Below are 22,913 nucleotides of genomic sequence, written 5' to 3'. Positions count from 1 at the left end.
AGCTTAAGCGCTACGCGCACGCTACGCGAACAGCTATCAGCTATTAGCTATCAGCTATTAGCTATCAGCTATTAGCTTATATGCTAAGCACACGCTACGCGAACAGCTTTTGAATAAAATAAGCTGACCAATGACGGCTGACGGCTGACCACTGACGGCTGACGGCTGACGGCTGACGGCTGACCACTGACCGCTAACGGTAAATGGTAAAGCTGTTACTTGAAGATAATTTTCGGGAATTGTATCAATAGAAACTCTAATAGTTTTCAGCTTCATCAGGTAATCAAACTATGGATTTGGAACAGATTTCCCGAAAAAGCCTCTTTGGTCAGGTTTTACGTTTGCCCTTAAGGCTAATTCCTCCTGAGATGACAATGCCAATCTGGCTAGGTAAGCTCGCGGGTAAAAAATGGATAGTTGGTGCTGGGAGAAACGGCTGTTGGTTAGGGACTTATGAGTATGAGAACCAACGGGTGCTTGAGAAAACTCTGAAATTAGGAAACACTGTATTTGATATTGGAGCTCACGCTGGTTTCTTTACACTATTGACTTCGGTGCTAGTTGGTGATAATGGAAAAGTTTTTGCCTTTGAGCCCCTACCCCAAAACCTTGGTTACTTAAGAAAACATCTGTCTATCAACAGCATTACCAATGCAACAGTTATGGCAGCAGCGCTTTCAGACCGCTCTGGTATGGCATCCTTTAGAGAAACCTCTGGCAGCTATCAGGGGGGTATTTCTTCTCAAGGAACACTTCAAGTCAAGATGGTTAGTTTAGATGAACTGATTGCCAGTGGTGAAATTCCTGTGCCCGACTGCATCAAAATTGATGTGGAGGGCCATGAGAAGTTCGTTCTACTTGGTGCCAAATCTCTGTTGGAAAGTGCTCATCCTACCATTTTCTTGTCTATCCATGGACGACCTGTCTATGAGCAATGTTGTCAGTTGTTAGAATCTTTAGGCTACAAGATTCAAGTCTTAGACAAACCTGATGGTGGAGAACTTCCAAAAAACCTTGATTTGATTGCTTCTTACCCTGGTTGACCGATTCACTGTAAGTACTAATATCATGCTCGGTTGAACACTTATAAATAGTAGGTAATAGGGAACAGGGAACAGCGGATCTGGGAACAGGGAATTAGGAGGGAGATTGCCTACCAGAAGGAAGCTACGTTGTTTCATAACTGATTAGCTGAACATCATATAAGCCTTCAGATCGAGTCCGGTTTAACCCTATATATAGCCTTTCTCATAGCTATTAGTTAGGTACACAGGATTTTTTCCCGATTCCCGATTCCCGATTCCCGATTCCCTATTTTAAATGGCTCCATGACCCAAAGCCAAACCAGCAACCAGCATCCCTAGTACCAAAAACGGTTGCGCACTAGCCTGGTATTTGACATCATTTTTCAGGGGGTCACGAAGAAAGTACATATCTTGGAAGGTGATTTGGGGGATTATTAATAGGATGAGAATAGCAGCGTAGAGCTTCTGATCAATGCTGATTAAATAACCAGCAATCCCTGCTTGAAAGACATCAATCATCACCACACAAATCCAAGCTGCTGTGGTAACACCAAACATGACTGGTAGGGATTTTAAGCCCAATTCGCGATCGCCTTCCACACTTTTGAAATCATTAACTACTGCAATACCTAACCCTGCCAGGGAGTAGAACAGGGTCAGAATCATAATAGTCAGGTTAAGATGACCAAATAAGCCATGACCTGCCCACCAAGGAAGGGCGATATAGCTGGCACCGAGAGCATAGTTTCCCAGCCAACCATTTTTTTTCAGTTTCAGGGGTGGGGCAGAATAGATATAGGCTAGAAAGGCACCGCCTAGGGTAAGACAGGTGAGTGTGGGAAATTCATGACCAGCCCAAACATCGAGTCCGTAGCTAAGAGCGATACCTGCTAGGAGTAGCACCACAATCTGGGTGATCACCTGGGGGATAGAGATGGCTCCTGATGGGATAGGACGGTAAGGTTCATTAATGGCGTCGATTTCGCGGTCATAGAAATCATTCAGGGTTTGGGTATACCCTGCCATCAACGGACCAGAAAGCAACATACAGGCGGCTGCCATCAGAAGGTCTTCGAGTGTCCAAGTGTAGCCACCGGAGGAAGCAGCACCACACACTACCCCCCACATCAGGGGTATCCAGGTAATTGGCTTCATCAACTGCAGGCGAATCTTCCAGAGGTTGCTTTCACCAGGAGCTGCGCCTTTCATACCCAGTAGCTGACGGGTTTTGGCACTTTGTTCAGTTAGATTTTCTTCAGTCATAATGACTACCTAGAATGAAATGATTAAATAGCCATCTTGAAACTTAGCCCCTTTGACGGATTGACCACTAAGTTGTGGGGGAAGCAGGATATTATGCCGTTGATCCCCCGCTTCAACGGTGACTTCTGGACCGTATTGGGTGAGTTTCACCTGCTTTTTGTTAAAACCTGGTAAGAATAAACGAACGTTGCGACCAGGAATGTCGATAGTCATGGGTCTGGGTGCCTGGGATGCCTGTTTAAAATCTGGCAGGGCATCGATCAGGGATTGCCAATCTTCCCCTGGTGGGGAAGTGGGAAGAGTATTAACGACTAGAGGGGCAAATTCCGATTCTATTGCTGGGGTTACCGGGGTTTGGTTTACCACCACACCACCGACAGTAACACCCACTTGTTGGGCACTACCCCACAAATACTTGGCTGTGGCAATGGCTAGGGGGTCATCGGTAGTGACCAGATAGGATGCGACCCGATTGGGATCTGCGATCGCATTTTTTCCCTCCTCCAACATATTGTTGGCCTGATTAGTTGGTTCACCAGCAAAGTCCTCACTCGTCCATGACACATTTAGGATGGCGCTAGTGACTGGTTGGATAAAGGGGGAAATGGCTTTGCCCAGGTCAGAATCTGCCATGACTTGGCGAAATCTACGACTATACCAACTGATAATTTCTGGCATTCCCAACATTCTCAGGGTAGCTTGAGAGCCGGTGCCATCGTAGATGATCGCGTCATACTGACCGCTTTGGTAGTACTCCCGAAGGGCGTTGAGGGCTAAAGCATGATCCATCCCCGGTAAGATGCCCAGTTCTTGACCATAGACATTTTTTAGGGTAGGCGATCGCAAATATTGCTCCTCTAGCTTTTTGACATCTTCCCAGCTGCGTTCCAGTAGTACTGTAGTCATTAGCTGTACTACCCGGAGGTTAGGACTTATTTCCACCGGGTCAGACGTTGGGGATAGCCCCAGCAGCAGTCCAAAGCTAGGACTTGGGTCTTGTCCTACCAGTAGCACTCGTTGACCGAGGCTCGACAGCTGCTTAGCGGCAGCAATTGCCACAGTAGTGCGACCTGTGCCGCCTTTACCCAGAAATGTTAGAATCCGTGCCATAGTGCAAGTCTCGTGCCTCGGTGCGATCGCGTTTATTAAAATCTAGTCTACGACTTTCAATTCATCCTCAAAGAACCAGGTAGAGCTGTTGTCCTCAAATTTCACTGTCACGCCAACTCCACTGCCATCGGTCATTTTATAATCTGTGATCGTGCCTACTTTCCCCAGTTTATTTGCGATGTCCTTGCCTACCCGGTCTCTTAGACGAAACACTTTTACTTGTTGCCCGATTTTCATTGCTCTAGATCATACGATAAACCACCCCTCAGTTTACCGGAATCTGTCGCGATCACATCAGGGAAAACTGCCATAAGTTCGACTGCTGCCCCTGGGACTGATATCAAGTCCGGTTGAATACCCATAATCTAGGGAAGTGTCGGAAGTGTGGGAGGTGTGGGAGGTGTGGGTAGTGTGGGGAGGGTGCCTCTGCTCCCTACTCCCTGCTCCCTGCTCCCTACTCCCTGCTCCCTGTTCCCAGATCCGCTGTTCCCTTTGCTATATAAGTTTGTGATCGAAATTTTAGTCAAATTAGAATCATGTTATTTGATGAACCTTACTATATTGCGATTAATCAAGCCCGCTGGGCTGTAGCAGAAAACGTTCTCAATCAGCTTAAACTCAATCAGGGATTAAGTTTTACCACTTGCCTTGACGTGGGATGTGGTCCTGGTTGGTTTTCTAAAAAGCTGGTGAATTGGGGAGTAAATGTAATTGGTTTAGAGGGGAGACAAGAACTTGTTGAAGAGGCTAGTAAACGGGTACCTGAAGCTAAGTTTTATCAGGTTGATGTTGAATCTACCCCACAGATGTCTCAATTTGCTGGAGCAGACTTAGTGTTTTGTTTCGGCTTGCTCTATCACACAGAAAATCCCTTCAAAGTCATTCGTAATTTGCAGTTATTAACCAAAAAAATGTTATTTATTGAAAGTATGAATGTTCCTTTTGATGAACCAGTTACCTATCTAGTTGAAGAAGGCAAAAACGAAACTCAGGGCTTAACCTACCATGCCATGATTCCTAGCAGAAGTGGCTTGCTTAAAATGCTCCAAGTTTCAGGATTTCCTTATCTATACGACTATCATGGTTATGTAGACCATGAAGATTTCTGGGAAACGGAAACCAAGCACCAAAGACGCCGAATATTTTTAGCATCTACAGTTGAGTTACAAGTCAGTGATTTAGTTCCCTCACCTGAGATTGTCACGCCAAAGTATAATTTTGCTAAACAATAACTAAACGAGTTTACGAATTAATGGATAGTCAGGAAGAGCATTTACCTAGCCATGAGTCCATAAATGAGTTGGAGAAGATGGAGATTTATCTTCAGGTATTCCATCATTTTCTGCCTCAGGCGATGGATTTTCCCAACTTGGCGGTACCCTACACCTTGTTTTTGCGATCGCTTCGAGAGAAACTCCATCCAGTAGGGGTCCGGGATATCCAAGCAGTGAATTTGCCATCAGGCTTGACATTCCACGTTGATGTCGGAGATCGACTGGGGTGCGACTTTTACTACGGCCATTACCAAGAATACTTTGATGCCCAACTCTTTTTAGGTCTGCTCGATGCCAATTCCATTGTGCTAGATGTAGGAGCAAACTTTGGTTACTACGCCGTCTCATCAGCTACAAAATTAACTCCCACCGGTTGTGTTCATGCCTTTGAACCTAACCCAGATGCCTACCAGCTTTTACAACAAAATGTAGAAGTTAACCACTTACAACAGTTAGTTTCTTGCCATGACCTATGCATCGGTGGTGAAGATGGAGAAACAGACTTTTATATTACCCAGGAATCCGCATTTAGTGGTATGGATGATACTAAACGGTCTGCCTTGCGTGAAAAGATCTCAATTCCAGTCCGTAGTCTAGATTCCATACTTCCAGAGTTGGGATTATCCCAAATAGATGCCATCAAGATTGATGTAGAAGGATACGAATTTGCCGTATTAAATGGTGCCATGGAAACCATTCAGCGCTCACCAAATCTAGTGATCATGATGGAAGTGAGTGCCAAGAATCTAAATGAGCACAGACGTGAAGCATTGATGTCCTCTCTTGTGAATCTTTACAATCAAAACCTCCGGGGCTGGATCGTAGATTCTAACCCAAGAGTACTAAAATCTATACCAACTCCAGAAGCAGCACTAACCTTAGGGAGTGCAACAAGCGCTAATTTATTCCTAATGGTTTCTGGCTCAGAGCGTGAACATCAATTGAGTAAAGTCTATCATAATTTAGAGACAAAGGAAGATAGTGATAAACTAAAAGAACCTGATATCTTTGCTATAAGATCAAACTAATTTAAACTAATTTTTAGTAAGGCAAAAGGCAAAAGGCAAAAGGCAAAAGGGTAAAAAAATACGGAGTTTCATTTGACAATAGAAAAAGACCATACAGGTTTACATCTCAAATACAAACGCTATATTCTTTCTCTAAAAAGCATTTAACAAGGGTGGTTGGGTAATCGGTAATCCCTAAGCCAATTTCAGAGATGATCATTAGTCAACTGGAAATATAGTAGCCTTTAGCATAGTAACTAAGGATTAGAGTTTTTGAGGTTACCAAAATTTTCTATATAGTTAATTAACTCTTGCCTCTTGCCTCTTGCCTCTTGCCTTTACCTCCTGGGAGGGGTTAGGGGTGGGTTGCTCTTGTCTCTTGACTCTTGCCTATTGCTAGCATGCCTATTGCCTTCCCATAAGGTAGTCTGTTTACAACTCAAAAGTCACCATGGATATTCTCTACGACCATCAGATGTTTGCTATCCAGAAATTTGGTGGTATATCCCGAATTTTTATTGAGTTAATGCGAGAGTTATCGCCAAACTCTGACTGCTCAATTCATTGGCATCGTGGCATCAAGACCGATGGGTATGATATTTCAGAGTATCGCGCTCAACTCACCGGATATGGGGTGATACCAAAATTGCCCTTTCCAACAGGTAAGGCTATTAATGACACTATCAATAAACTATCCTTTCAATGGTTTGTCCGTAAATTTGGTAGACATTATGATATCTATCATCCTACCTACTATGATGCTGACTTAGTAGAAATTGTTAACCCTAAGAAACTTGTGATCACGATCCATGATATGATTCCGGAAAAATTTCTCTCAGGACAAGCTAAGTTTCAGCCATTAATTAAAAATAAGCAACAGCTAGTTGAACAAGCTGATTTAATTTTTGTAGCTTCCGAAAATACCCGAAATGATTTAGTAGAATTATTGGGAGTTAATCCGGAAAAAACTAAAGTCACCTATTGGGCAAGTCGAATTAAAGACGCTAACGAATGTGAATTACCAAAGGATTGCCGTAGTCAGCCTTACTTCCTGTATGTGGGAACTCGTTCAAAATATAAAAATTTTGAAATAGTCCTCAAAGCGTTTGCTGCTAGTGCTAAATTACGGGATAATTTAAAATTAGTGTGTTTTGGGGGTTCCTGTGATTTTTTGGAATCCGAATTAAGGGTTATGGAAGAGCATAATATGCGGCAAAATTTCATCTATCTTAGGGGTGATGATGCCCTACTCAAAACCCTATATGGTAATGCCCAAGCCCTAATTTATACCAGCCGCTATGAAGGATTTGGTTTACCGCCCCTAGAGGCAATGGAATGCCAATGTCCAGTTATCTGCTGCTTAACCTCTTCCTTGCCTGAGGTAGTAGGAGATGCAGCTAGTTTATTTGAGCCAGATTCTGTGGATGGACTAATTAACGCTATGGAGATAGTTGTAGAAGACTCAGAACAGCGGGCATCTATGATTGAGAAAGGACGGCAACGTGCTAAGCTTTTCACGTGGCAAAAGACTGCTCAACTGACTTGGGATGGCTATCGTTCAATTAGCTGATGAATCCTGGACACCGCTATAAGTTTGTCAGCAGTATCAGTTGCTAATCAAACCCCGAAGACGGTAATATTTGGATCGGTGTGAGGTAATACAGTCATGAATAAACAGGATTCAGTTATAGAACAAATTAAACAAGACCGCAAGATTCGAGCAGGGGATGATCCACGAAGGTTAGAGCATTTTGGGTTTAAGATACACTCTCAATCGGATGAAGACGGCATTATAGAGGAAATATTTAATAGAATTGGGATAAAATCAAGAATTTTTGTGGAGTTTGGAGCAGAAACAGGGCGAGAAAACAATAGTCATTATCTTTTAGAAAAGGGATGGACAGGATTGTGGATAGAATCCTTGCCAGACTATGCAAAAACTATTAGAGAAAATTATCAAGATGCCATTGGGGAAGGTCGCTTAAAATTTATCGAAGCGGTAGTTAACGCCGAAAATATTAATGATTTAATTGAAAGGGGTGGTATTACTGGAGAAATTGATTTTCTTTCAGTGGATATTGATAGTAATGACTATTACGTTTATGAGGCTATTTCGGTTATACAACCTAGAGTTGTTTGTTTAGAGCATAATCATTCCTATCCACCACCTCAAGAATGGATCATGCCCTATGACCCTAATTTTCGCTGGGATTGTAATTCTAGTGCTTATGGAGCTTCTCTTGTAGCTTTAGAGAAGCTAGCTCGCAGTAAGGGGATGGTGTTAGTAGGTTGCGGATTATATTCTGCCAATGGATTTTATGTCCGTGAAGATTTAGTAAATGATGCCTTTTCTCCTCCCTTTACTCCTGAGCGTTTTTTTAACCCTTTAGACTATCAAAAAATTGTGAGTTTTCCTCCTAGAGCTGCGGGGGAGACAAAGGAAAGCAACTCTCATCCCTTTAAGATAATCGGGGGGTTTGTGAAAAGAAAAACAGAGCAATTATTGCACCAGATCCTGGGAAAAAGTAATTGAATCCAACCAGTGTCTTGATGCAAAGCGCGAGTGGTTTCCCCCATGAGCGACTGCATCGCTTCTGGCTTCTGCCTTGCTCTTAGGCATTTTAAATGCCTAAGAGCTTAACGGGAGCTAAAATCACTACCTGTGTACCACTACCGGATTTTGAAGCGATCGCCTGTCAATAGGAATCAACTTTTTGTAAATGTAAAGTTTTATTAATACATTCACCATTTCTGCGTTCTAAGTTATTGTTTACAATATAAATGAACTAGAGAAAAGCTAATTTTAAATTCATGTAACTTATAGTCTTGAGGGCTAAACCAGTCTTTATTTGTCTTTATAAAATCATTATCTAAACCATCAAAAATTATAACGGCTTCAATATCACTTTTATTTTTTGTATTCAAAATAGTTTTGTTTTGATATAATCCAAGAACGCTTTCCGGGTTGATAAATTCCCAAATTTTTTCACTTTATTTTAGTGTATCTGAATAAAAATTAGTCTTTTATAACCCATAGGTTGCTATTAAAAACTTGTCTCTGTTAATAACGTGTTTAAGCACTGTTGGTAAACTTCCTGCAAGTACTTCATAACGCACGCGCGGATTAGCAACTATTAAAAGTTTGTCATTATTAGGAGTGCATAATTCAACTTGTTTCAAGAAATTATTCATGTACTTACTATCCTTTGCTTGTAGAGAGTACATATTCCAAACTAAGGGAACTCTATTTAACAGAATCACAACTAATATGGCTACTAGGGAAAGACTTAACCATTGAGAATAACGAGCAATATAAGACAAAACTTTTGCCAGAAAAAGGCAAGCTACTACAATGGCAGGAAATAAATAATAACCAGGATTTATTCCAGATTTAGAATAGAGCAAAATGTGAGGAGCTGCCGAAACCAATAGGAGTATCAAAAAAGGGGCAAACTCCCTGAGTGGTATTAAGATTGAATCTCGATTTAATTTGGTCAAAATTAGAGATAATCCTAAACCAATAAAAGCTATGACTAAATGACTCTCTGTAAAAAAAACCTTGCTGGTTGATAAAATTGAATAAAATTTAAAGCTACTTTCATCTACTCCTGCATATCCCATCCCAGCAGTTCCCAAAGAGAAAAGAATATAATAAATTTCTAAGACAAATGTAGAAGCTATAAATAGTAAAGGAAATTTATTATGCTTGATAGTTTGCCAAAGGGAATGTTGTCTTTCATATTTATATAAAAAAAGTTTACCAACCATTAATGTAGGAATAAAAATAATAAAAGATTCTTTACAAAGAGACATAACAATAGTCAATATAACAAAGACTACATTAGTAAATGCTTCATTATATTTCTCTTTACAACTTAGTCCCAAAAATACTAGTGATACCGATAGAAAAAACATTGCATAAGCCTCTGGAAGTGTTGGCCTTGTCCATATGTCGGATTGCCTTCCTAGCAAAGTTGATATCGAAAAAACAAATGCAATTAACAATGAAAAGTTCAATAATCTCCCAAATAGAAAAATAAAAAAAGTGGTCAAAGTTGCTAAGAGAGTAATATACGAATACCATAAGGTTGAATTAACTCCAAATAGTTTGGTTACCGTGACTAAATGAATGATATAAAAAGGCCTAAACCTATTTAAGCTTTTATCAATATTTATCCAAGTAGATACAGTTTAAAAAAATCCTTTAGTGCTTAAATCGTAAGAGACTTGAGGGATAAGATGATCGTCAATAAAATAACGAAAACCAGAGGTAATTAGTCCGGTTTGATAGGCTATACTAAAAAAAGTAATTAGCATCAATGCTAATACAATAAAATTGCTTAATAGTTTGCGGTTATTTAGAGTTTTAAACATAATTTAAACATAAACTGTATTAGTTCAACTTTAAAAGGTCTACAGCCATCTTCTTACTGTGAAGTGGTTTCAATACTCTAATACACGAGCTGACTTTTCACGGCATCTCTGACAATCCCTTCAGTCAAAGATTTCCCCCAAGGCTGATTCTCAATAATCTTAATTTCTAAGCATTTAGCCGTCAGCTATCAGCTATCAGCTAATGCGCTACGCGCACGCTGTCTTGATGCAGTCGCTCATGGGGGAAACCACGGCAGTCGCTCATGGGGGGAACCCCCAAGACCGCGCTGCCTCCCCAAGACCGCGCTGCATCGCTACTTGAGGTGCTTTTGAAGAAAACAGGTAAGCATTGGAATAATGCTGAGTTACTTCAGCTGACGGCACCTCAAGTAGCGTGAGCTTTTAGCTGACGGCTGACGGCTGACGGCTGAATACTTACTGTGAAATTAAAGGGAAGAGGAAACAGTCTGAAAAGTTAAGACATCTTGATTATAGTGACGGCGAAGTAACCAGCGTAAAGTAGGCTGGCTATCTTTGCTTGAATGGGGTTTTGGGTCTGTTGGTGCATTGGCAATGCCCACGAGTTACCGAGAAAACCAAAGTCTCCATAAATGTGAGAGTCTCTGACCGAATCCAGAATTGCAACGACTGCTAGCCTTTCATCGGTGTTAGCCAAGAATATACTATAAGCAATGGGAACAGAAGTGTTGAATCCAGTAATAAAAGTTTACAAAAATCCCTGATGTCTGTCTATCGTTATTATCAAGCACGGTATTATCAAGCACGGTATATTGTACTCTAGCAATCCTAAGTCATTTGTGGCTCTCCTAGACTAAGTAGGATCAATTACTAAAAAAGATGCCAATCTAAAAAAACTTTTTGGCGTTCCTGAATGGGGGTATGATTCCAGAAACGGGCGATCGCTAATTCCCAAATTACCCATAGTACTACATCATTTAAGCGAAACGGGAGGCATTGCTGCGGGGGGAGTTTCTCTCGTGGGAGCGATCCCCTAAACATAACGACATAATAGCTGCTAACTAGAGCAATCATTATACCTGATTTTTGCTTTAATAATTGTCTAAGTACCGCTATGTAAAGTTTTATTACAATCTGAAATATTTTTAGTGCTAACCTTTTAACATCTTCATATTAATACCGTTTTAAGGGTCTTTTTATCAATGGTTATTGAGGGTGATGAAAAATAAATTAATCAATTACCATATTTCTAATATTTGCTTGTTACTACTATCTCTGTTTTGCGTAGCATTACACTCATCTTTTGGTCGGCCAATTTGGATTGATGAGTTTTTACATTTTGCTTTCGGCAGCTATGAGACAACGGCTGAAGCTTGGAACGCTATCAGTCAGTCTATTCTAACGATTAATCATGGACAGACAGGCATTTATATGCTTATTAACTACTGGTTAATGCAGCTCTTTGGTGCTAACATCTTTTGGCTAAGATTTCCCAGTATTTTCTCTGGTTTGGTCTTGTTTTTAGCAGCAATTTATCTGTTCCGTCTTTGGGGCATGCCTTTTTTCTGGCAAGTGATTGGTATTCTTGCTCTTTTTGATCAAACTCAGCTAATGTATTTTGTGGGTGAAGCCCGCCCTTATATGCCTTTAGTAACTGCTACGGTTTGTACCTTGGCCTATTACAGTACCCCTTTGCCCCAAAGAACCCGTCCGATTTTGACATTTTTTGGATTATTTTCTATTTTAATGGGCGTACTATTCCACCCTTACTTTTATGTTTATTGGTTAGCAATTATTGTATTTACATACTTGCAAAAATTAATTAAAATTGGCAAAAAAATTTCCATTAACTCTGTCATTAAACATACGAATATTCCTCTTTGTGTACTCGGCACAATAGTCTATTTTACTTTGGGATTATTAACTTGGTTACGAGGGCAGCCAGAGTTTACATTCGATCCTTTTTATTGGAGCAAAAAGGATGAGTTAATCACCACTTTTATAGGCTTCAGTCATTTTGAATTCTTACAAAAATTTTTAGAACCATTGCTTATTACCATTTTCGTAATTTTCTCAATTATTATAGTTTATCCAAAACTTAGGAAAGTTTATCTTAAAGAGCTCATCAGTCCTATTTTTCTAATAATTATAGCCTTGGGAATATCTATATTTTTATCTTATGTCTCTTTTCGGAGTAACTATTGGATTTTACCAAGACAATGGGTAGCTTCAATCTCACTTGTTCCTTTGGCTTTTGTTTGGCTTGGGTATAAAATCTCAAAAATTTTTGCTAAAATTCATATAATTATAGCTTTTTTATGGATAATGCTTTGTTTTACTCCTATAGTTCTTCAATTTCAGAAAGTAGCTATTGATAATTATCAAGATATTAGAGAAAGGTTGGCTCAAATTTCGGTAATCTCAAAAGAATCTCAAGATTCTTTTGAGGATTTAGAGTCTATAGAATATTTTGAACGTAAGTCTCACGAGTATTGGGTGTCTTTAGCTAATAAAAACATTCAACAAGGTGGTAAAGTGTGGAAAGGTTTTAGAAGTTTTTATAGCCCTCCCAAATGAATTAGGAAATGGTTCTATCCAAAAATAATTGTCAGGGTTAATTTTTTAAACTATAAAATTAACCCTGACAATTATTTTTTTGATCAGGATATTTTTTTTGCTATTAGCAGAATTGATTTTCCTAATCTATATCTTAAGATAGGATCTAACTTTCTAGAAAGAGGAACCATTAAGCTATCCCATACTTGTATTTGTTTTAAAGTTGGTTGACTTTGCTTAAGTATCAGTTTATTAGCTAGACTAGCTAGTAAACCCACACTATCTAAATAGAGACATTTAACAATCTTGAGATTATCTGGTATTATTGCTTTAAGGCTGGATTGACTATAGCGACGATAGTGACCAATAGCTGCATCGAAGGGAGTAAACAATCTTTGATGAGCCGGACCTAAAATAACTAAATTTCCATTAGCTTTTAGATGTTGAGACACTTTGATGACTTCTTGATTATCATTGTGGATATGTTCTAAAACATCAATGTATAAAATTGAATCAAAGAATTGCTCATTATTCAAACTATCAATAGTTCCATTGCGGGCATAACAGTTGATGATACCATTTAAATCAATCGATTGTTCTAGAGCATGGAAAAGCTGATTGTCTGGCTCTAGGCACAACCACTGACTATATGGGGAGCGACAGAGTAAACGGGTGTTGCTTCCTATCCCCGCCCCAACTTCTAAGACATCACCTTGGATATATTTGCTTAATAAAACTCTTATATAGTTTTTCCAATTCTTGGCTTGAGCAAACAGCTCTAACTCTGTCCCGACATAGGTAAACTGGCTCATGGTTTTAAAGTAAAGAAATCATCAACGTAATATTTATAATCTCGAACTGGAATCAAGTTTGACTGATTGCGACTTGACAGGATTATCAGACTGAAAACAGTGCCGATTAAGACAAGTTGCAACATAGATAGAACTAATAAACCCGAAACGTAGGTCGCCCAGCCTGGTATCCCCCAATCGGTAAAGACTCTAATCAGCAAAACAAAGCCTAAGAGCAACAATAAAATAATTAACAAAACTACAATACTTAATAAGATTCTCGTCCCGACAATATCTCCGTACACTGCAATAGAACTCAAGCCATGTGTCACTAGGGACACTAAGTTCATCTTGGGTTGTCCAGCTAGTCGCTTCGCCCGGGGCACATCTACTTCAAGATAGGGAATTCGAGAGCGATAAATTCCTGATGAGTAATGATTCCAAATTTCTGAAATCACTACGACGTTCTTCAATAAATAAGCAGGTAATAAACTGAAATTACCGACGCTAATTTCTTTACCTATAAGCAGGAGATAAAGCTTTTTGTAAATGAAATAGAAAAACTTAAATGTGTAGCTTTCAGACCGCTTACTGCGCTTAGCAAAAATTATTTTATTGTTACCTGTCTTGTCTGAGACATTCAGGAGGTGCTCTATGGCAAAGGGATTATCTTCCCCATCACCGTCCATCACCACAACCCAGTCGCAGTCTGAGTGGCTATATACATAGGACAAGCCAACCGCTATCGCTCTCTGGTGACCAAGGTTGCGGCGAAGTCGAAGGATGTTAACTGCTCGAATCTGGAGATGTTCTTGATGAGTCAGTGAATCTGGGATGGGCATAGTTGAATAGTCATCAACAATGACAACTTCTAAATTGGTGCCTTGAGGAATAATAATCTCATCAATAAGCAGCAGTAGCTTTTCCAGAGCTTCCCAGTCATTAAATGAAGGAATGACAATGACTAGATTTCTCCTATCAGTCAAGTCAGTAATTAGAGACTGATTTAGAGACTGTTTTGGCGGTGAGAGCTTTGAGAGTCCCATTTATTTTCTCTCAGACTATGAAAAACTAATAGATTAGAGTACATGTTTTCCTGCAAAAAGTCTACCCCTAACCTCAGTACAGGACAAAAAGGTTGAAAAGAAGAGCAGGATGGGGTTTCATCCGAATTTAAGAGAGTGATATCAAACCCCATGAACTAATAAGGGCGAATTGAAGAAAGCCCTCCAACCCCATGTGGGATGGCACGGAGCGAGAGTTTCGTTTCTAGCCAAGTTCAAGCTGGCATTGCTGAAAGTAAAGACAGTGAACCTGAGTGAACTGGCATTGGGATGTGAGGGAAAGGCTCTGGCCGAGTCAAATTACAAACGACTGCAACGATTTTTTCGCGGGTTTGACCTAGATGACAAGGCGTAGGCAACAATTGTGCTCAAGTGGATGCAAATCCCTGAGCCTTCGATAGTGAGTAATGACCGTAGGACTTGGGAGTTGGGGCAGCATTCCTATAACATTGGTTTCAACAGCGTCTTTAACCGTCTCATAACTGTTGAATGGTTCCTTAGCAGTAACAACTTGATCGAGCACCCTATCAACCATGATTACACTCCTATTTTAGCTGAGGTTAATTATTTAAAATTTTATTCGTTATCTGTAGGGAGACCGACAAACCCTTTAAATTTGAACCAGAGCGATCGCAGTTTCCAAAACTTACTGGTCTTCATGGCCGCAATTTCTACATTAATTACCTTCAACTTAGCCTCAGCTTCGTTCAGTTGGTTCTGAATCTGCTGTAATTGATTTTGCTGAAAATCCTGAATTTTTTCCTGTGACTGTGCCAATTGTGATTGAGTATGCTGAAGGTGTGAATGTATTTGGGTTAATTGTGACTGAGTATGTTGAATTTCTGAGTGTATCTGAGTTAATTGTGATTGATTATATTGAATTTCTGAGTGGTATTGATTTAATTGTGACTGAGTATTTTGAAGGTCTAAGTGGGCATTGGTCAATTGTGACTGAGTATCTTGAAGGTCTGAGTGAGCTTGGGTTAATTGTGATTTAGTCTGCTGGAGGTCTGTGACAGTTGCATTAACCTGAGATCGCAAGGAAGCTATCTCTTGATCCTGTTGCTCAATAATTTTCAGAAGCTCAGCACGCCTAGTCTCGCTAGTTTTATACTGAACTTGCATGTTTTGATACTGAAATTTGAGTTTATTAAACTCAGAGGATTTGTCCAGTAATGCCTGAACCATTCGCCCAGATGGACTCTTGAGAAGATAGTAACTAATTTGCTCATCAGTATAGCGCACCAAAGGCTGCCGACTAGCTACGAAAAACATGTCATAGTCGAACAACTGTTGTTCAAATTGCAGAAACTCAAAACCGAGGTTCTTAAAGAATTGCGACACCCCTCGCCTACTCAAAAGATGGATATGCTCAATAGGTTGCATTAGCTGTAAAAAATTATCCTTTTGAGCAACCATCTCTGAATAGGTTTTACCCTCTTCATAATTTGGCATCTGGACAATGAAAATACCATCTTCCTTCAGAAGAGATGCCCCATGGCTCATGGTAGCCACTGGATCAGGTAGATGCTCTAGGACATCGTAGAGTACGATGGCATCAAACAATTCGGCTCCTAGTTGCTGATCCTCAATCGGTCCTAACAAAATGGGCATCTTGAATGTCTGTTGTGCAAATTCCACCACCCAAGGGCTAAGCTCCAGACCCATAGCATCAAAACCTGCCCAACCCATCATTGCCACAAAGCCACCATGAGCACAACCTAACTCAAGCACTTTGGCTGGTGGTAGTTTATAAGCCATCAGTGTACGCAACCAGTGGAGGCATCGCTCTGGTAAATCTTGACGGGCTCGTTGACGAATATCAGGAAAACCATAATGCTCGGTCTGATAAGACAACCAGTATTCTTTACCGTAGAAGTCATGGTTATCATCCTGTACACGGAGCTGCTCAGACCTCAAACCAGTTTTTGACACTAGAGTGCCACATTTAGAGCACGCCAAGTAGTCAGGGGAAAATTCAGTTAGCTCAGTATTTCCACACCAACAGATATCTCTAAAGGTTTGTGTCATCTTGTTGTTACACCCAGGTGTTGATAAATTAGCTCGAACTTAAGTCTGGTCACAAGTCCAGATTGAAAACCCTTGTTTTAATTCAGTCCCCGGAGGTGGACGAAAGTTTGTTGAAGCACCACCTAAGCCTCCTCTTGGCTAAAGGGAATAAAAATAAAGGGTCTTAAGAATTAAGACTTGGAAAACTGGGCAGTTATCTACAACAGGTTAATGTTTTGTAGTACCGTCAAACCTATCAACGCTAATCCCCCACTACCCATGACAATTCTGACCCTGCGGAGAACCTGAGGCTTCATATAGCCAAGATAGCCCACCATACCTAACATTAGTGCAATGGACAACAAACTACCGCCAAGACTAAAGAATAGATTTCCTTGGACAGGAGAAACGAATGAGATTAGTTGCAGAAGAGTCCTGTCAGCATACATGGCGGTAGATAGCAGTAGTAAGTTTATCCCTAAAATTAGACTAACTAGTGGAACTAACAGGGGTTTTAGTCGAAACCAGCCTGACCGCAATTTCCAGAATTGATTGGACTGCATTGCAGCTAGAGTTGACCCCGCTTCTTGAAGTTCCCGCTGTTTTTGCTGAAGTTGAGCCTCTGCATACCTCAATTGCTCTTCGAGATCCCCTGACTGAAGCTGAGTTGGCTGAACTTGAATTAGGGACGGACTTGGGGGTAGCTTTTGTTGGATTTGAGCCTGTAACTTCCTGAATTCTCCCCAAAGGGGGGAACCTATACCAGTAGTCTCATTTTTGATTGTCTTAGCAGTTTCGACCAGAACCTCTGCCACAGTATCGGCCATCTTTGACCAGGAAAATTTATTCGCGTGTTCAAACCCATCAGCAATCAACTGCTTACGAACCTCTGGGTTTTGAACTTTGTACAGCGCATCAATCAGCTCGTAAAGATTAGATTGATCCACATACAATGCTGCTTCCCCAGCCGCTTCAGGAAGAGAGGAGTGACGACAGGTAATCACAGGGCAACCACAAACCATTGCTTCGGTAACTGGTAATCCGAAGCCTTCGTACAGAGAGGGGACAACCAGAGCGATCGCACCAGAATACGCTACTTTCAAGTCTTCATCACTCAGGGGCAGAACCTGGGTTGTTATCCCTGCTGCCAGGGCAGCTAGCTCAGGTTCTAACTCAGGTCTACCACCGACACAAATCACCCCAAACTCTTCCTTATCCACCAGCTTAGATAATGCTCTGAACAGAAAGATAGCGTTTTTATAGCCATTAACACCAGTTCTTTCTCCTACTAATAGTAAGTAGGGCTTGGTCACATTGAATTCAGTCTTAAACTCATTGATATCATCATCGCTTGCCGGGGAAAAAACTTTTTTGATTCCACAGTGAGCTACCGTTACCTTTGACCGGGAAATATGGGGGAAAAACTTAATCAGATCTCGAGCCGTACTTTCGGATATCGTAATATAACGTGAAGCGTGTAAGATACCGTAATGTTTTTCTTTCCAACCTGCTTCGTTAAGATTGGCACCGATCACCTCTGGAATCATGTCATAAGCCATAAATACAGAAGGAGTAGATAGGGGCGCGGTATAGTAGCTGGAAATGAATAGATCAGTCCCTTTTTCATCACAGATTTCCTGCAACAAGTCAGCATCTGCTCCCGTTTTGTTGTAATCGTAAGCTCGAATCGGGCGATAGCGAATTCCAGGAATCCTCGGAGCCGTTCCAGCCCGGTCTAAAACAATCACATGGTTCCCAAAGCCATTAGTTGCCCATACTTCTAGCAAAGACTTCCAGACTTGGGAAATTCCAGAGTTAGGAAAAAATTGGAAAAATACCCCATCAACCACAATTTGGGGGAATGGTCTTTCAATCTTCATAGTTTGTTGCTGAAATTCTTCCAGTTGCAAAAACTGCCATTTTTCGCCGTCAGGCTCCTTCTGAGCAATCGGCACTATACCACAGATATCCGCCGGTTCAACCAGGGTTTCATCCTTAACCCAAGATAAATGTTGACGCAGAAAAACCGGAAATTCAGACTGCTGCTGTAGTGCCTGCCACTCGGCCAGAGCATTCTGGTAGCCGTAGTAGCTCTCCTTAAACTGCAATTGCTGTGGTGTGACATAAGCAAAATGTTGAAAGACCAGTCCCTGTGCTTCGGTTTCTCGATGTAGGAATGGATTGATGCTTGCTATATCTTGCTCATGATTGTTTGACTGATTTGACTGATTAGTTGACGACGGTTGGACAAGCCTTGGGGGTTCGTGGGCTGCCCAGAAAGCTCCCGGTTTAAACCTCCACAGACGCAACCATTCCTGTTTGGGGTTTTGTGTATAGCAATTGCGACTGCTAACAATTAAATTTTCTCCCACGAAATACGAACACCAGAAGAAAGCAGCGGTCTTGTCAGGTTGGTCGATGAACATCTGTCGAGCTTTACAGATTTGCTCAGTTGTCCACAACTCATCCACATCTACCTGCCACAACAAACACTCTTGTTGGATATTCTCAAGGGGAGCATTCACCATTTCTCGCTTGCCCTCCCAGAAAACCCCATCTGGTTTGCGATAGACGGTGATCTGGTCAGGGTAGCGTTCCATCAGTTGGTCGAGATACTCTGTGGTGCCATCAATACTACGACCGTTGTGGTGAATTTCATCACTGACATGCCCACCCGTCGCTAAACTCCAGGCAGTATCATGCTTCAATTGCGCTACGCCTTCAATAATGTGCCAATGCCATGGGAATGGTAGTTTACTGAAGACGTCAATATGGTAGCGAAGGAAGGGTTCACCATTGAGAACAATGGTAAAAAAATGGATGGGAAGAGGGGTTGAGGCTTGACCTGACTTCCCAACAGAGTGGTGACTACCCGCTTTAGCAAAAATGGAGTAACCATTGCGCACAGACGCATTTTGCTCAATCAGTTTATAGTTTTTATCTCTTAATAACCGATGGTGATTAGTATAATTTTTATAGGTACAAATATCATCAAGTAAAATGTATTTGGCTCCGTAAACCTGATCTAATTCCACCTCACCTGTGAACTCGGAGCCATCGATTAAGACCAGATCAAAATATTCGATTTGGTTTTCTTGCTTAATCGTTTCAATCCCATCTCCAGAGGTTCCCATTTCCCTAACATAATCGATATCTTGACGAAGCCAACCCAAGACTTGTTCAAGAGGGTAGTTATTTAGAGGGGTGCGATGGGCATGATAAAATTCCCTAACCTCATCTTCTCTAGGAAACTGCTCTAGGGAAATTGATGAAATATTGTAGCATTTGACAAAAGAATCCTGGCGATAGCGTTCCCTTAACTCAGTAAAACGAGGTTTTGAAACCTCCATACAGAATAACACTGGATTAGAAGGATTTTCTCGCAGCCCCTTGACAAACGCTTCGGTGCTTCCCGCACCGGATGAAGACCCGATTTCTAGAACCGTCTTGATATCTTCTTCCTGAGCTATCCTCTGAATCGCTTTATAAAAATCGTCGTCTTTAATCTCAGGAGGAATTACATAATCTAGTTCGGATCCTGACCTATTACTTGGCATATTAAACAGCCCCTCACACACACCTGAAAAAACATTGCAATAAATTTGGCAAGAAAGATATAACGTCTAAGCTGTTAATTTAATAACCTATTAGTCTAATCTATTAGTATAACGTTGTATCCTAATCATACTTGTTCCAAATTTGGAAAGTTTAGTTTTAGATTAGAACTTTGTCCATTCTGATTCATCCCGGTTTCCATCTCAACAATTTTCGCAATTTCAGCAATTTTCGCCCGGGCTTGCTCTAATTCAAGCTTTAGGGCATGGTATTCCGTTTCAACGGCTTGATATTTTTTTTCAAGGGATTTATAGTTGAGATTTACTGTATTTCTCCCGTCTTCTACATTTTGAAGCCATTCTCTTAGGTTAATGACGAACTCCTGATATTTTAGGATTCTTCTGTTCAACCAGTAGGAATCTTGATACATTGGGCATTGGTTCTGAATACTATAGGATTCAGGTAGGGATAGTCTTAACTGACTAGAAATGCCTCCTGCATAATAGGATGTCATTTTCCGAGGATAGTAACACAATTTCACCGTTTCATTCTGGATTAGCCTCAGAAACCATTCATAATCCGATGATATTCTGTAGCGTTCATTGAAAAGCCCTATCTTAGAGAAAAATAAGTTAGCTCTGGAGAAGCTGGCTTGGTGAGGCAAACATCCACAAATCAGTTCATCAGCTACATCTTCAGGCAAGGGAGGCTTGACTACAATGGTAGACCCTGATTGCTCTCTAACCTCTAGGTCTCCATACACAAAATCACAGGAGGGATTTGCCAACAGGAAGTTAACGGTATCTTGGATAACTTGATCATCAAGATAATAGTCATCTGAGTTAATAAAACCAATAAACTCACCAGAGGAGTACCTAACTCCCTTATTCATTGCTTCATAGATACCGCCATCAGGTTCGCTAATGAATCGGCTAATCTGATCACTATATTTATGAGCAATCTCCTTAGTTTTGTCTTGGGAGTTGCCATCAATAATAATGTACTCTATATCCTCATAGGTCTGAGAGACGACACTCTTGATCGCTCGCTCTATAAACCGCTCAGCATTTTTACATACAGTGATAATTGAAATCCTCACACACTCCTCCTCGGAATTATCACTATTAGGGTGATAATACTGGTTTAACTATAGGTTTAACTATATTCCAACTTGTCAGATTACCATCTTTCATTTACCTTAAGCTTTTAACTTTTGTTTAAAAGTTTTAACTTTTTTTAAGGTTAAACCACTTCCTTGACACTATTCAAGTAGGAATCGACTACCTCATTGCTTTCTCCCGCTAACTTTATCCTGCCTTTGTCTAACCAAATCACTCGCTTGCAGTAATGGCGCACAAAGGATAAATCATGGGAGACCACTAAAACAGTGGCATGAGCCTCCCAAAATCTTTCCATGCGTCGCTGGCACTTAATTCTAAAACTTTGATCCCCTACGGATAACACTTCATCTAAAATTAAGATATCTGGCTGTACATCAGTGGCAATGGCAAAGCCTAGCCGCGCTGACATCCCTGAGGATAATCCCTTGACTGGCATTAACTTGTAGTCTTCTAGCTCAGCAAACTCCAAAATCGATGGGGTTCTGCGTTTCATCTCTTGTTTAGAGAAACCTAGCATCACCCCATAGAGTTTGATGTTATCCAGTACGGAAAGTTCTGGATCGAATCCAGCTCCTAGCTCAATCAGAGGAGCGATTTCACCTCTGATCCATACCTGACCCCTTGTGGGCTGTAAGATTCCACAGATAACTTTAAGCAGGGTTGATTTTCCTGAACCATTGGGTCCAATGATACCGATTTTTTCCCCAGCTTTTACGGCTAGATGAATGTCATCAAGGACTAAATTCTTGGAAGGTTTGCGGTATTTTCCCTCCACAAACGATAGTATGGTTTTCTTGAGGTCATAGGAAAACTCTTCTTGGGTTCTTCGCCACAATGAAACCCGATCGAGTCTAATAACTTCTTCTGTCATTTATAACAAATCCATGAAGTGCGGCTGCCAAACTCGAAAGCAAGTCCAGCCTAAGGATACAATTACTATGGCACTTAGGCATGAGTGTCCAATTAACCCTACATCTGGCAAACCTCCTGACAAAGAAATCTGTCTAATGCTTTCAATAATCGGCAATAAGGGATTTAAGAACAAAAAAGGTCTAACCGCCTCTGGAACAATTGCTGCTGGATAAAAGACTGGAGAACTAATCCAGAGCACAAAGCATACTAGTTCGTAGAAATAAGGTAAATCCCTAAAGAACACATAGAGAACACTGACGAAAAAACCGATGCCGATACTAACCAAAATTAAAGCGATTAACGGAAGACTCAACGCTAGCAAATTGACTACACTTTTTGACGTAAGCAACGTGACAATAGCTAGGAGAGGAAAGCTGCCAACAGATAACTGAAACACGTTAGCAGCAATGGTTGAAACTGGAAAGACACTGATTGGTAAGCGAACTTTATTCAACAGGGCACCATTACCAACTATACTGACTAATGCTTGGTTGGTTGAAGCGGAGAAAAAGTTAGTGACAAGCAACCCAGTAAAAGCTGCCAGAATATAGTTAATGGTTGAGTTGTCATAATAGGAGGCAAAGGTAGCACCAAAAATTGCTGTATATAGTCCTGTCATAATCAAAGGATTTAACAAAGACCAATATACTCCCAGAAGCGATCCTCGATAACGTCCCTTCAGATTTCGCTCTGTTAATATAGACAGCAACTCCCAATAGCGCTGGAATGGCGACCGTGCGGTGTTAGCCTTGAGGGATAAGGTCATAATTTATACACCGAAGATATAGAACCGAATATGAGTATATAGAACCGAATATATAGGGATTCAATTGAGCCTCCCCAATGGTTCGTAGATGCGCATTTTTAGAACC

The 22,913-nt window shown here is 40.9% G+C and carries 21 protein-coding genes and 1 pseudogene; 9 read left to right on the top strand and 13 right to left on the bottom strand.

Annotation, left to right across the window (positions count from 1 at the left end):
* Positions 1-57 precede the first annotated feature (57 nt).
* Positions 58-276, bottom strand: coding sequence for a hypothetical protein (locus BJP37_RS37450; protein WP_143727799.1), 219 nt, complete (start codon positions 274-276; stop codon positions 58-60).
* Positions 277-290: 14 nt separating this feature from the next.
* On the opposite strand from BJP37_RS37450, the gene BJP37_RS25795 reads away from it, so the two are divergent.
* Positions 291-1,043 (top strand): FkbM family methyltransferase, encoded by a 753-nt coding sequence (locus BJP37_RS25795; RefSeq protein WP_075903102.1) that lies wholly within the window; start codon positions 291-293, stop codon positions 1,041-1,043.
* 273 nt (positions 1,044-1,316) lie between these two features.
* Here the strand turns inward: BJP37_RS25795 and chlG are convergent, their stop codons facing one another.
* Genes chlG through petP form a run of 3 tightly spaced genes read right to left on the bottom strand, consistent with a single transcriptional unit; the run spans position 1,317 to position 3,635 of the window.
* Positions 1,317-2,288: a chlorophyll synthase ChlG gene (gene chlG / locus BJP37_RS25790; protein ID WP_075903100.1), complete on the bottom strand. Its 972-nt coding sequence runs from the start codon at positions 2,286-2,288 to the stop codon at positions 1,317-1,319.
* A gap of 9 nt (positions 2,289-2,297) precedes the next feature.
* Entirely contained in the window at positions 2,298-3,398 is a 1,101-nt protein-coding gene (locus BJP37_RS25785) for a Get3/ArsA fold putative tail anchor-mediating ATPase NosAFP (protein WP_075903098.1), read from the bottom strand.
* 42 nt (positions 3,399-3,440) lie between these two features.
* The gene (petP, locus tag BJP37_RS25780) at positions 3,441-3,635 is read right to left on the bottom strand and encodes a cytochrome b6f subunit PetP (protein WP_071106221.1); all 195 of its coding nucleotides are present in this window, start codon (positions 3,633-3,635) and stop codon (positions 3,441-3,443) included.
* Positions 3,636-3,771: 136 nt separating this feature from the next.
* On the opposite strand from petP, the gene BJP37_RS40085 reads away from it, so the two are divergent.
* From BJP37_RS40085 to BJP37_RS25760, 5 genes are all read left to right on the top strand, one after another.
* Complete coding sequence (locus BJP37_RS40085; protein ID WP_158069780.1) at positions 3,772-3,909, top strand: hypothetical protein; 138 nt, start codon at positions 3,772-3,774, stop codon at positions 3,907-3,909.
* Between the two features lie 25 nt (positions 3,910-3,934).
* A complete protein-coding gene (locus BJP37_RS25775; protein WP_075903096.1) occupies positions 3,935-4,630 on the top strand; it encodes a class I SAM-dependent methyltransferase in 696 nt (231 codons plus the stop codon).
* A gap of 20 nt (positions 4,631-4,650) precedes the next feature.
* A complete protein-coding gene (locus tag BJP37_RS25770) occupies positions 4,651-5,700 on the top strand; it encodes an FkbM family methyltransferase (protein ID WP_075903094.1) in 1,050 nt (349 codons plus the stop codon).
* 430 nt (positions 5,701-6,130) lie between these two features.
* Positions 6,131-7,249 (top strand): glycosyltransferase family 4 protein, encoded by a 1,119-nt coding sequence (locus BJP37_RS25765; RefSeq protein ID WP_075903092.1) that lies wholly within the window; start codon positions 6,131-6,133, stop codon positions 7,247-7,249.
* A 96-nt stretch (positions 7,250-7,345) separates the two neighbouring features.
* On the top strand, positions 7,346-8,212 hold the full coding sequence (locus tag BJP37_RS25760; RefSeq protein ID WP_075903090.1) for a hypothetical protein: 867 nt from the start codon (positions 7,346-7,348) through the stop codon (positions 8,210-8,212).
* Between the two features lie 491 nt (positions 8,213-8,703).
* Here BJP37_RS25760 and BJP37_RS34955 read toward each other — a convergent pair whose 3' ends face one another.
* The gene (locus BJP37_RS34955) at positions 8,704-9,684 is read right to left on the bottom strand and encodes a hypothetical protein (protein ID WP_143727797.1); all 981 of its coding nucleotides are present in this window, start codon (positions 9,682-9,684) and stop codon (positions 8,704-8,706) included.
* Between the two features lie 632 nt (positions 9,685-10,316).
* Between BJP37_RS34955 and BJP37_RS43945 the strand changes: the two genes are divergently transcribed.
* Entirely contained in the window at positions 10,317-10,451 is a 135-nt protein-coding gene (locus BJP37_RS43945; protein WP_269087068.1) for a hypothetical protein, read from the top strand.
* A gap of 77 nt (positions 10,452-10,528) precedes the next feature.
* Here the strand turns inward: BJP37_RS43945 and BJP37_RS37440 are convergent, their stop codons facing one another.
* The gene (locus BJP37_RS37440) at positions 10,529-10,729 is read right to left on the bottom strand and encodes a hypothetical protein (RefSeq protein WP_143727796.1); all 201 of its coding nucleotides are present in this window, start codon (positions 10,727-10,729) and stop codon (positions 10,529-10,531) included.
* 521 nt (positions 10,730-11,250) lie between these two features.
* Between BJP37_RS37440 and BJP37_RS25750 the strand changes: the two genes are divergently transcribed.
* Entirely contained in the window at positions 11,251-12,609 is a 1,359-nt protein-coding gene (locus tag BJP37_RS25750) for a hypothetical protein (RefSeq protein ID WP_075903088.1), read from the top strand.
* 83 nt (positions 12,610-12,692) lie between these two features.
* Here BJP37_RS25750 and BJP37_RS25745 read toward each other — a convergent pair whose 3' ends face one another.
* Positions 12,693-13,400: a class I SAM-dependent methyltransferase gene (locus tag BJP37_RS25745; protein WP_075903086.1), complete on the bottom strand. Its 708-nt coding sequence runs from the start codon at positions 13,398-13,400 to the stop codon at positions 12,693-12,695.
* Complete coding sequence (locus tag BJP37_RS25740; RefSeq protein ID WP_081431330.1) at positions 13,397-14,425, bottom strand: glycosyltransferase; 1,029 nt, start codon at positions 14,423-14,425, stop codon at positions 13,397-13,399. Before BJP37_RS25740 ends, BJP37_RS25745 begins: the two co-directional genes overlap by 4 nt.
* 169 nt (positions 14,426-14,594) lie before the next feature.
* Between BJP37_RS25740 and BJP37_RS25735 the strand changes: the two are divergent.
* Positions 14,595-14,894: pseudogene (locus tag BJP37_RS25735) on the top strand (IS4 family transposase); the annotation flags it as partial.
* A 125-nt stretch (positions 14,895-15,019) separates the two neighbouring features.
* On the opposite strand, the gene BJP37_RS25730 reads toward BJP37_RS25735, so the two are convergent.
* The 5 genes from BJP37_RS25730 to BJP37_RS25710 all read right to left on the bottom strand — a co-directional run bounded on the left by BJP37_RS25730 (position 15,020) and on the right by BJP37_RS25710 (position 22,807).
* Positions 15,020-16,474, bottom strand: a complete 1,455-nt coding sequence (locus tag BJP37_RS25730; protein ID WP_075903082.1) for a class I SAM-dependent methyltransferase — start codon at positions 16,472-16,474, stop codon at positions 15,020-15,022.
* 197 nt (positions 16,475-16,671) lie between these two features.
* Positions 16,672-20,010 carry a glycosyltransferase gene (locus tag BJP37_RS25725; RefSeq protein WP_075903080.1) on the bottom strand — a complete coding sequence of 1,113 codons (3,339 nt, stop codon included), beginning with the start codon at positions 20,008-20,010 and terminating at the stop codon, positions 16,672-16,674.
* A gap of 125 nt (positions 20,011-20,135) precedes the next feature.
* Complete coding sequence (locus BJP37_RS25720; protein WP_075903078.1) at positions 20,136-21,107, bottom strand: glycosyltransferase family 2 protein; 972 nt, start codon at positions 21,105-21,107, stop codon at positions 20,136-20,138.
* Positions 21,108-21,250: 143 nt separating this feature from the next.
* Complete coding sequence (locus tag BJP37_RS25715; RefSeq protein ID WP_075903076.1) at positions 21,251-22,000, bottom strand: ABC transporter ATP-binding protein; 750 nt, start codon at positions 21,998-22,000, stop codon at positions 21,251-21,253.
* Positions 22,001-22,807: an ABC transporter permease gene (locus tag BJP37_RS25710; protein ID WP_075903074.1), complete on the bottom strand. Its 807-nt coding sequence runs from the start codon at positions 22,805-22,807 to the stop codon at positions 22,001-22,003.
* Positions 22,808-22,913: the final 106 nt, after the last annotated feature.

This window comes from Moorena bouillonii PNG (assembly GCF_001942495.1).
GTDB classification, from domain to species: domain Bacteria; phylum Cyanobacteriota; class Cyanobacteriia; order Cyanobacteriales; family Coleofasciculaceae; genus Moorena; species Moorena bouillonii.
The sequence above is the reverse complement of the archived record's forward strand: the minus strand, read 5'-3'. Positions and strand labels throughout refer to the sequence as shown.

Excerpts from the sequence above, each read along its gene's own strand:
- BJP37_RS37450 (WP_143727799.1), bottom strand. The coding sequence starts at position 276 with ATGAAGCTGAAAACTATTAGAGTTTCTATTGATACAATTCCCGAAAAT.
- BJP37_RS25795 (WP_075903102.1), top strand. The coding sequence starts at position 291 with ATGGATTTGGAACAGATTTCCCGAAAAAGCCTCTTTGGTCAGGTTTTA.
- chlG (WP_075903100.1), bottom strand. The coding sequence starts at position 2,288 with ATGACTGAAGAAAATCTAACTGAACAAAGTGCCAAAACCCGTCAGCTA.
- BJP37_RS25785 (WP_075903098.1), bottom strand. The coding sequence starts at position 3,398 with ATGGCACGGATTCTAACATTTCTGGGTAAAGGCGGCACAGGTCGCACT.
- petP (WP_071106221.1), bottom strand. The coding sequence starts at position 3,635 with ATGAAAATCGGGCAACAAGTAAAAGTGTTTCGTCTAAGAGACCGGGTA.
- BJP37_RS25775 (WP_075903096.1), top strand. The coding sequence starts at position 3,935 with ATGTTATTTGATGAACCTTACTATATTGCGATTAATCAAGCCCGCTGG.
- BJP37_RS25770 (WP_075903094.1), top strand. The coding sequence starts at position 4,651 with ATGGATAGTCAGGAAGAGCATTTACCTAGCCATGAGTCCATAAATGAG.
- BJP37_RS25765 (WP_075903092.1), top strand. The coding sequence starts at position 6,131 with ATGGATATTCTCTACGACCATCAGATGTTTGCTATCCAGAAATTTGGT.
- BJP37_RS25760 (WP_075903090.1), top strand. The coding sequence starts at position 7,346 with ATGAATAAACAGGATTCAGTTATAGAACAAATTAAACAAGACCGCAAG.
- BJP37_RS43945 (WP_269087068.1), top strand. The coding sequence starts at position 10,317 with ATGGGGGGAACCCCCAAGACCGCGCTGCCTCCCCAAGACCGCGCTGCA.
- BJP37_RS25750 (WP_075903088.1), top strand. The coding sequence starts at position 11,251 with ATGAAAAATAAATTAATCAATTACCATATTTCTAATATTTGCTTGTTA.
- BJP37_RS25745 (WP_075903086.1), bottom strand. The coding sequence starts at position 13,400 with ATGAGCCAGTTTACCTATGTCGGGACAGAGTTAGAGCTGTTTGCTCAA.
- BJP37_RS25740 (WP_081431330.1), bottom strand. The coding sequence starts at position 14,425 with ATGGGACTCTCAAAGCTCTCACCGCCAAAACAGTCTCTAAATCAGTCT.
- BJP37_RS25730 (WP_075903082.1), bottom strand. The coding sequence starts at position 16,474 with ATGACACAAACCTTTAGAGATATCTGTTGGTGTGGAAATACTGAGCTA.
- BJP37_RS25725 (WP_075903080.1), bottom strand. The coding sequence starts at position 20,010 with ATGCCAAGTAATAGGTCAGGATCCGAACTAGATTATGTAATTCCTCCT.
- BJP37_RS25715 (WP_075903076.1), bottom strand. The coding sequence starts at position 22,000 with ATGACAGAAGAAGTTATTAGACTCGATCGGGTTTCATTGTGGCGAAGA.
- BJP37_RS25710 (WP_075903074.1), bottom strand. The coding sequence starts at position 22,807 with ATGACCTTATCCCTCAAGGCTAACACCGCACGGTCGCCATTCCAGCGC.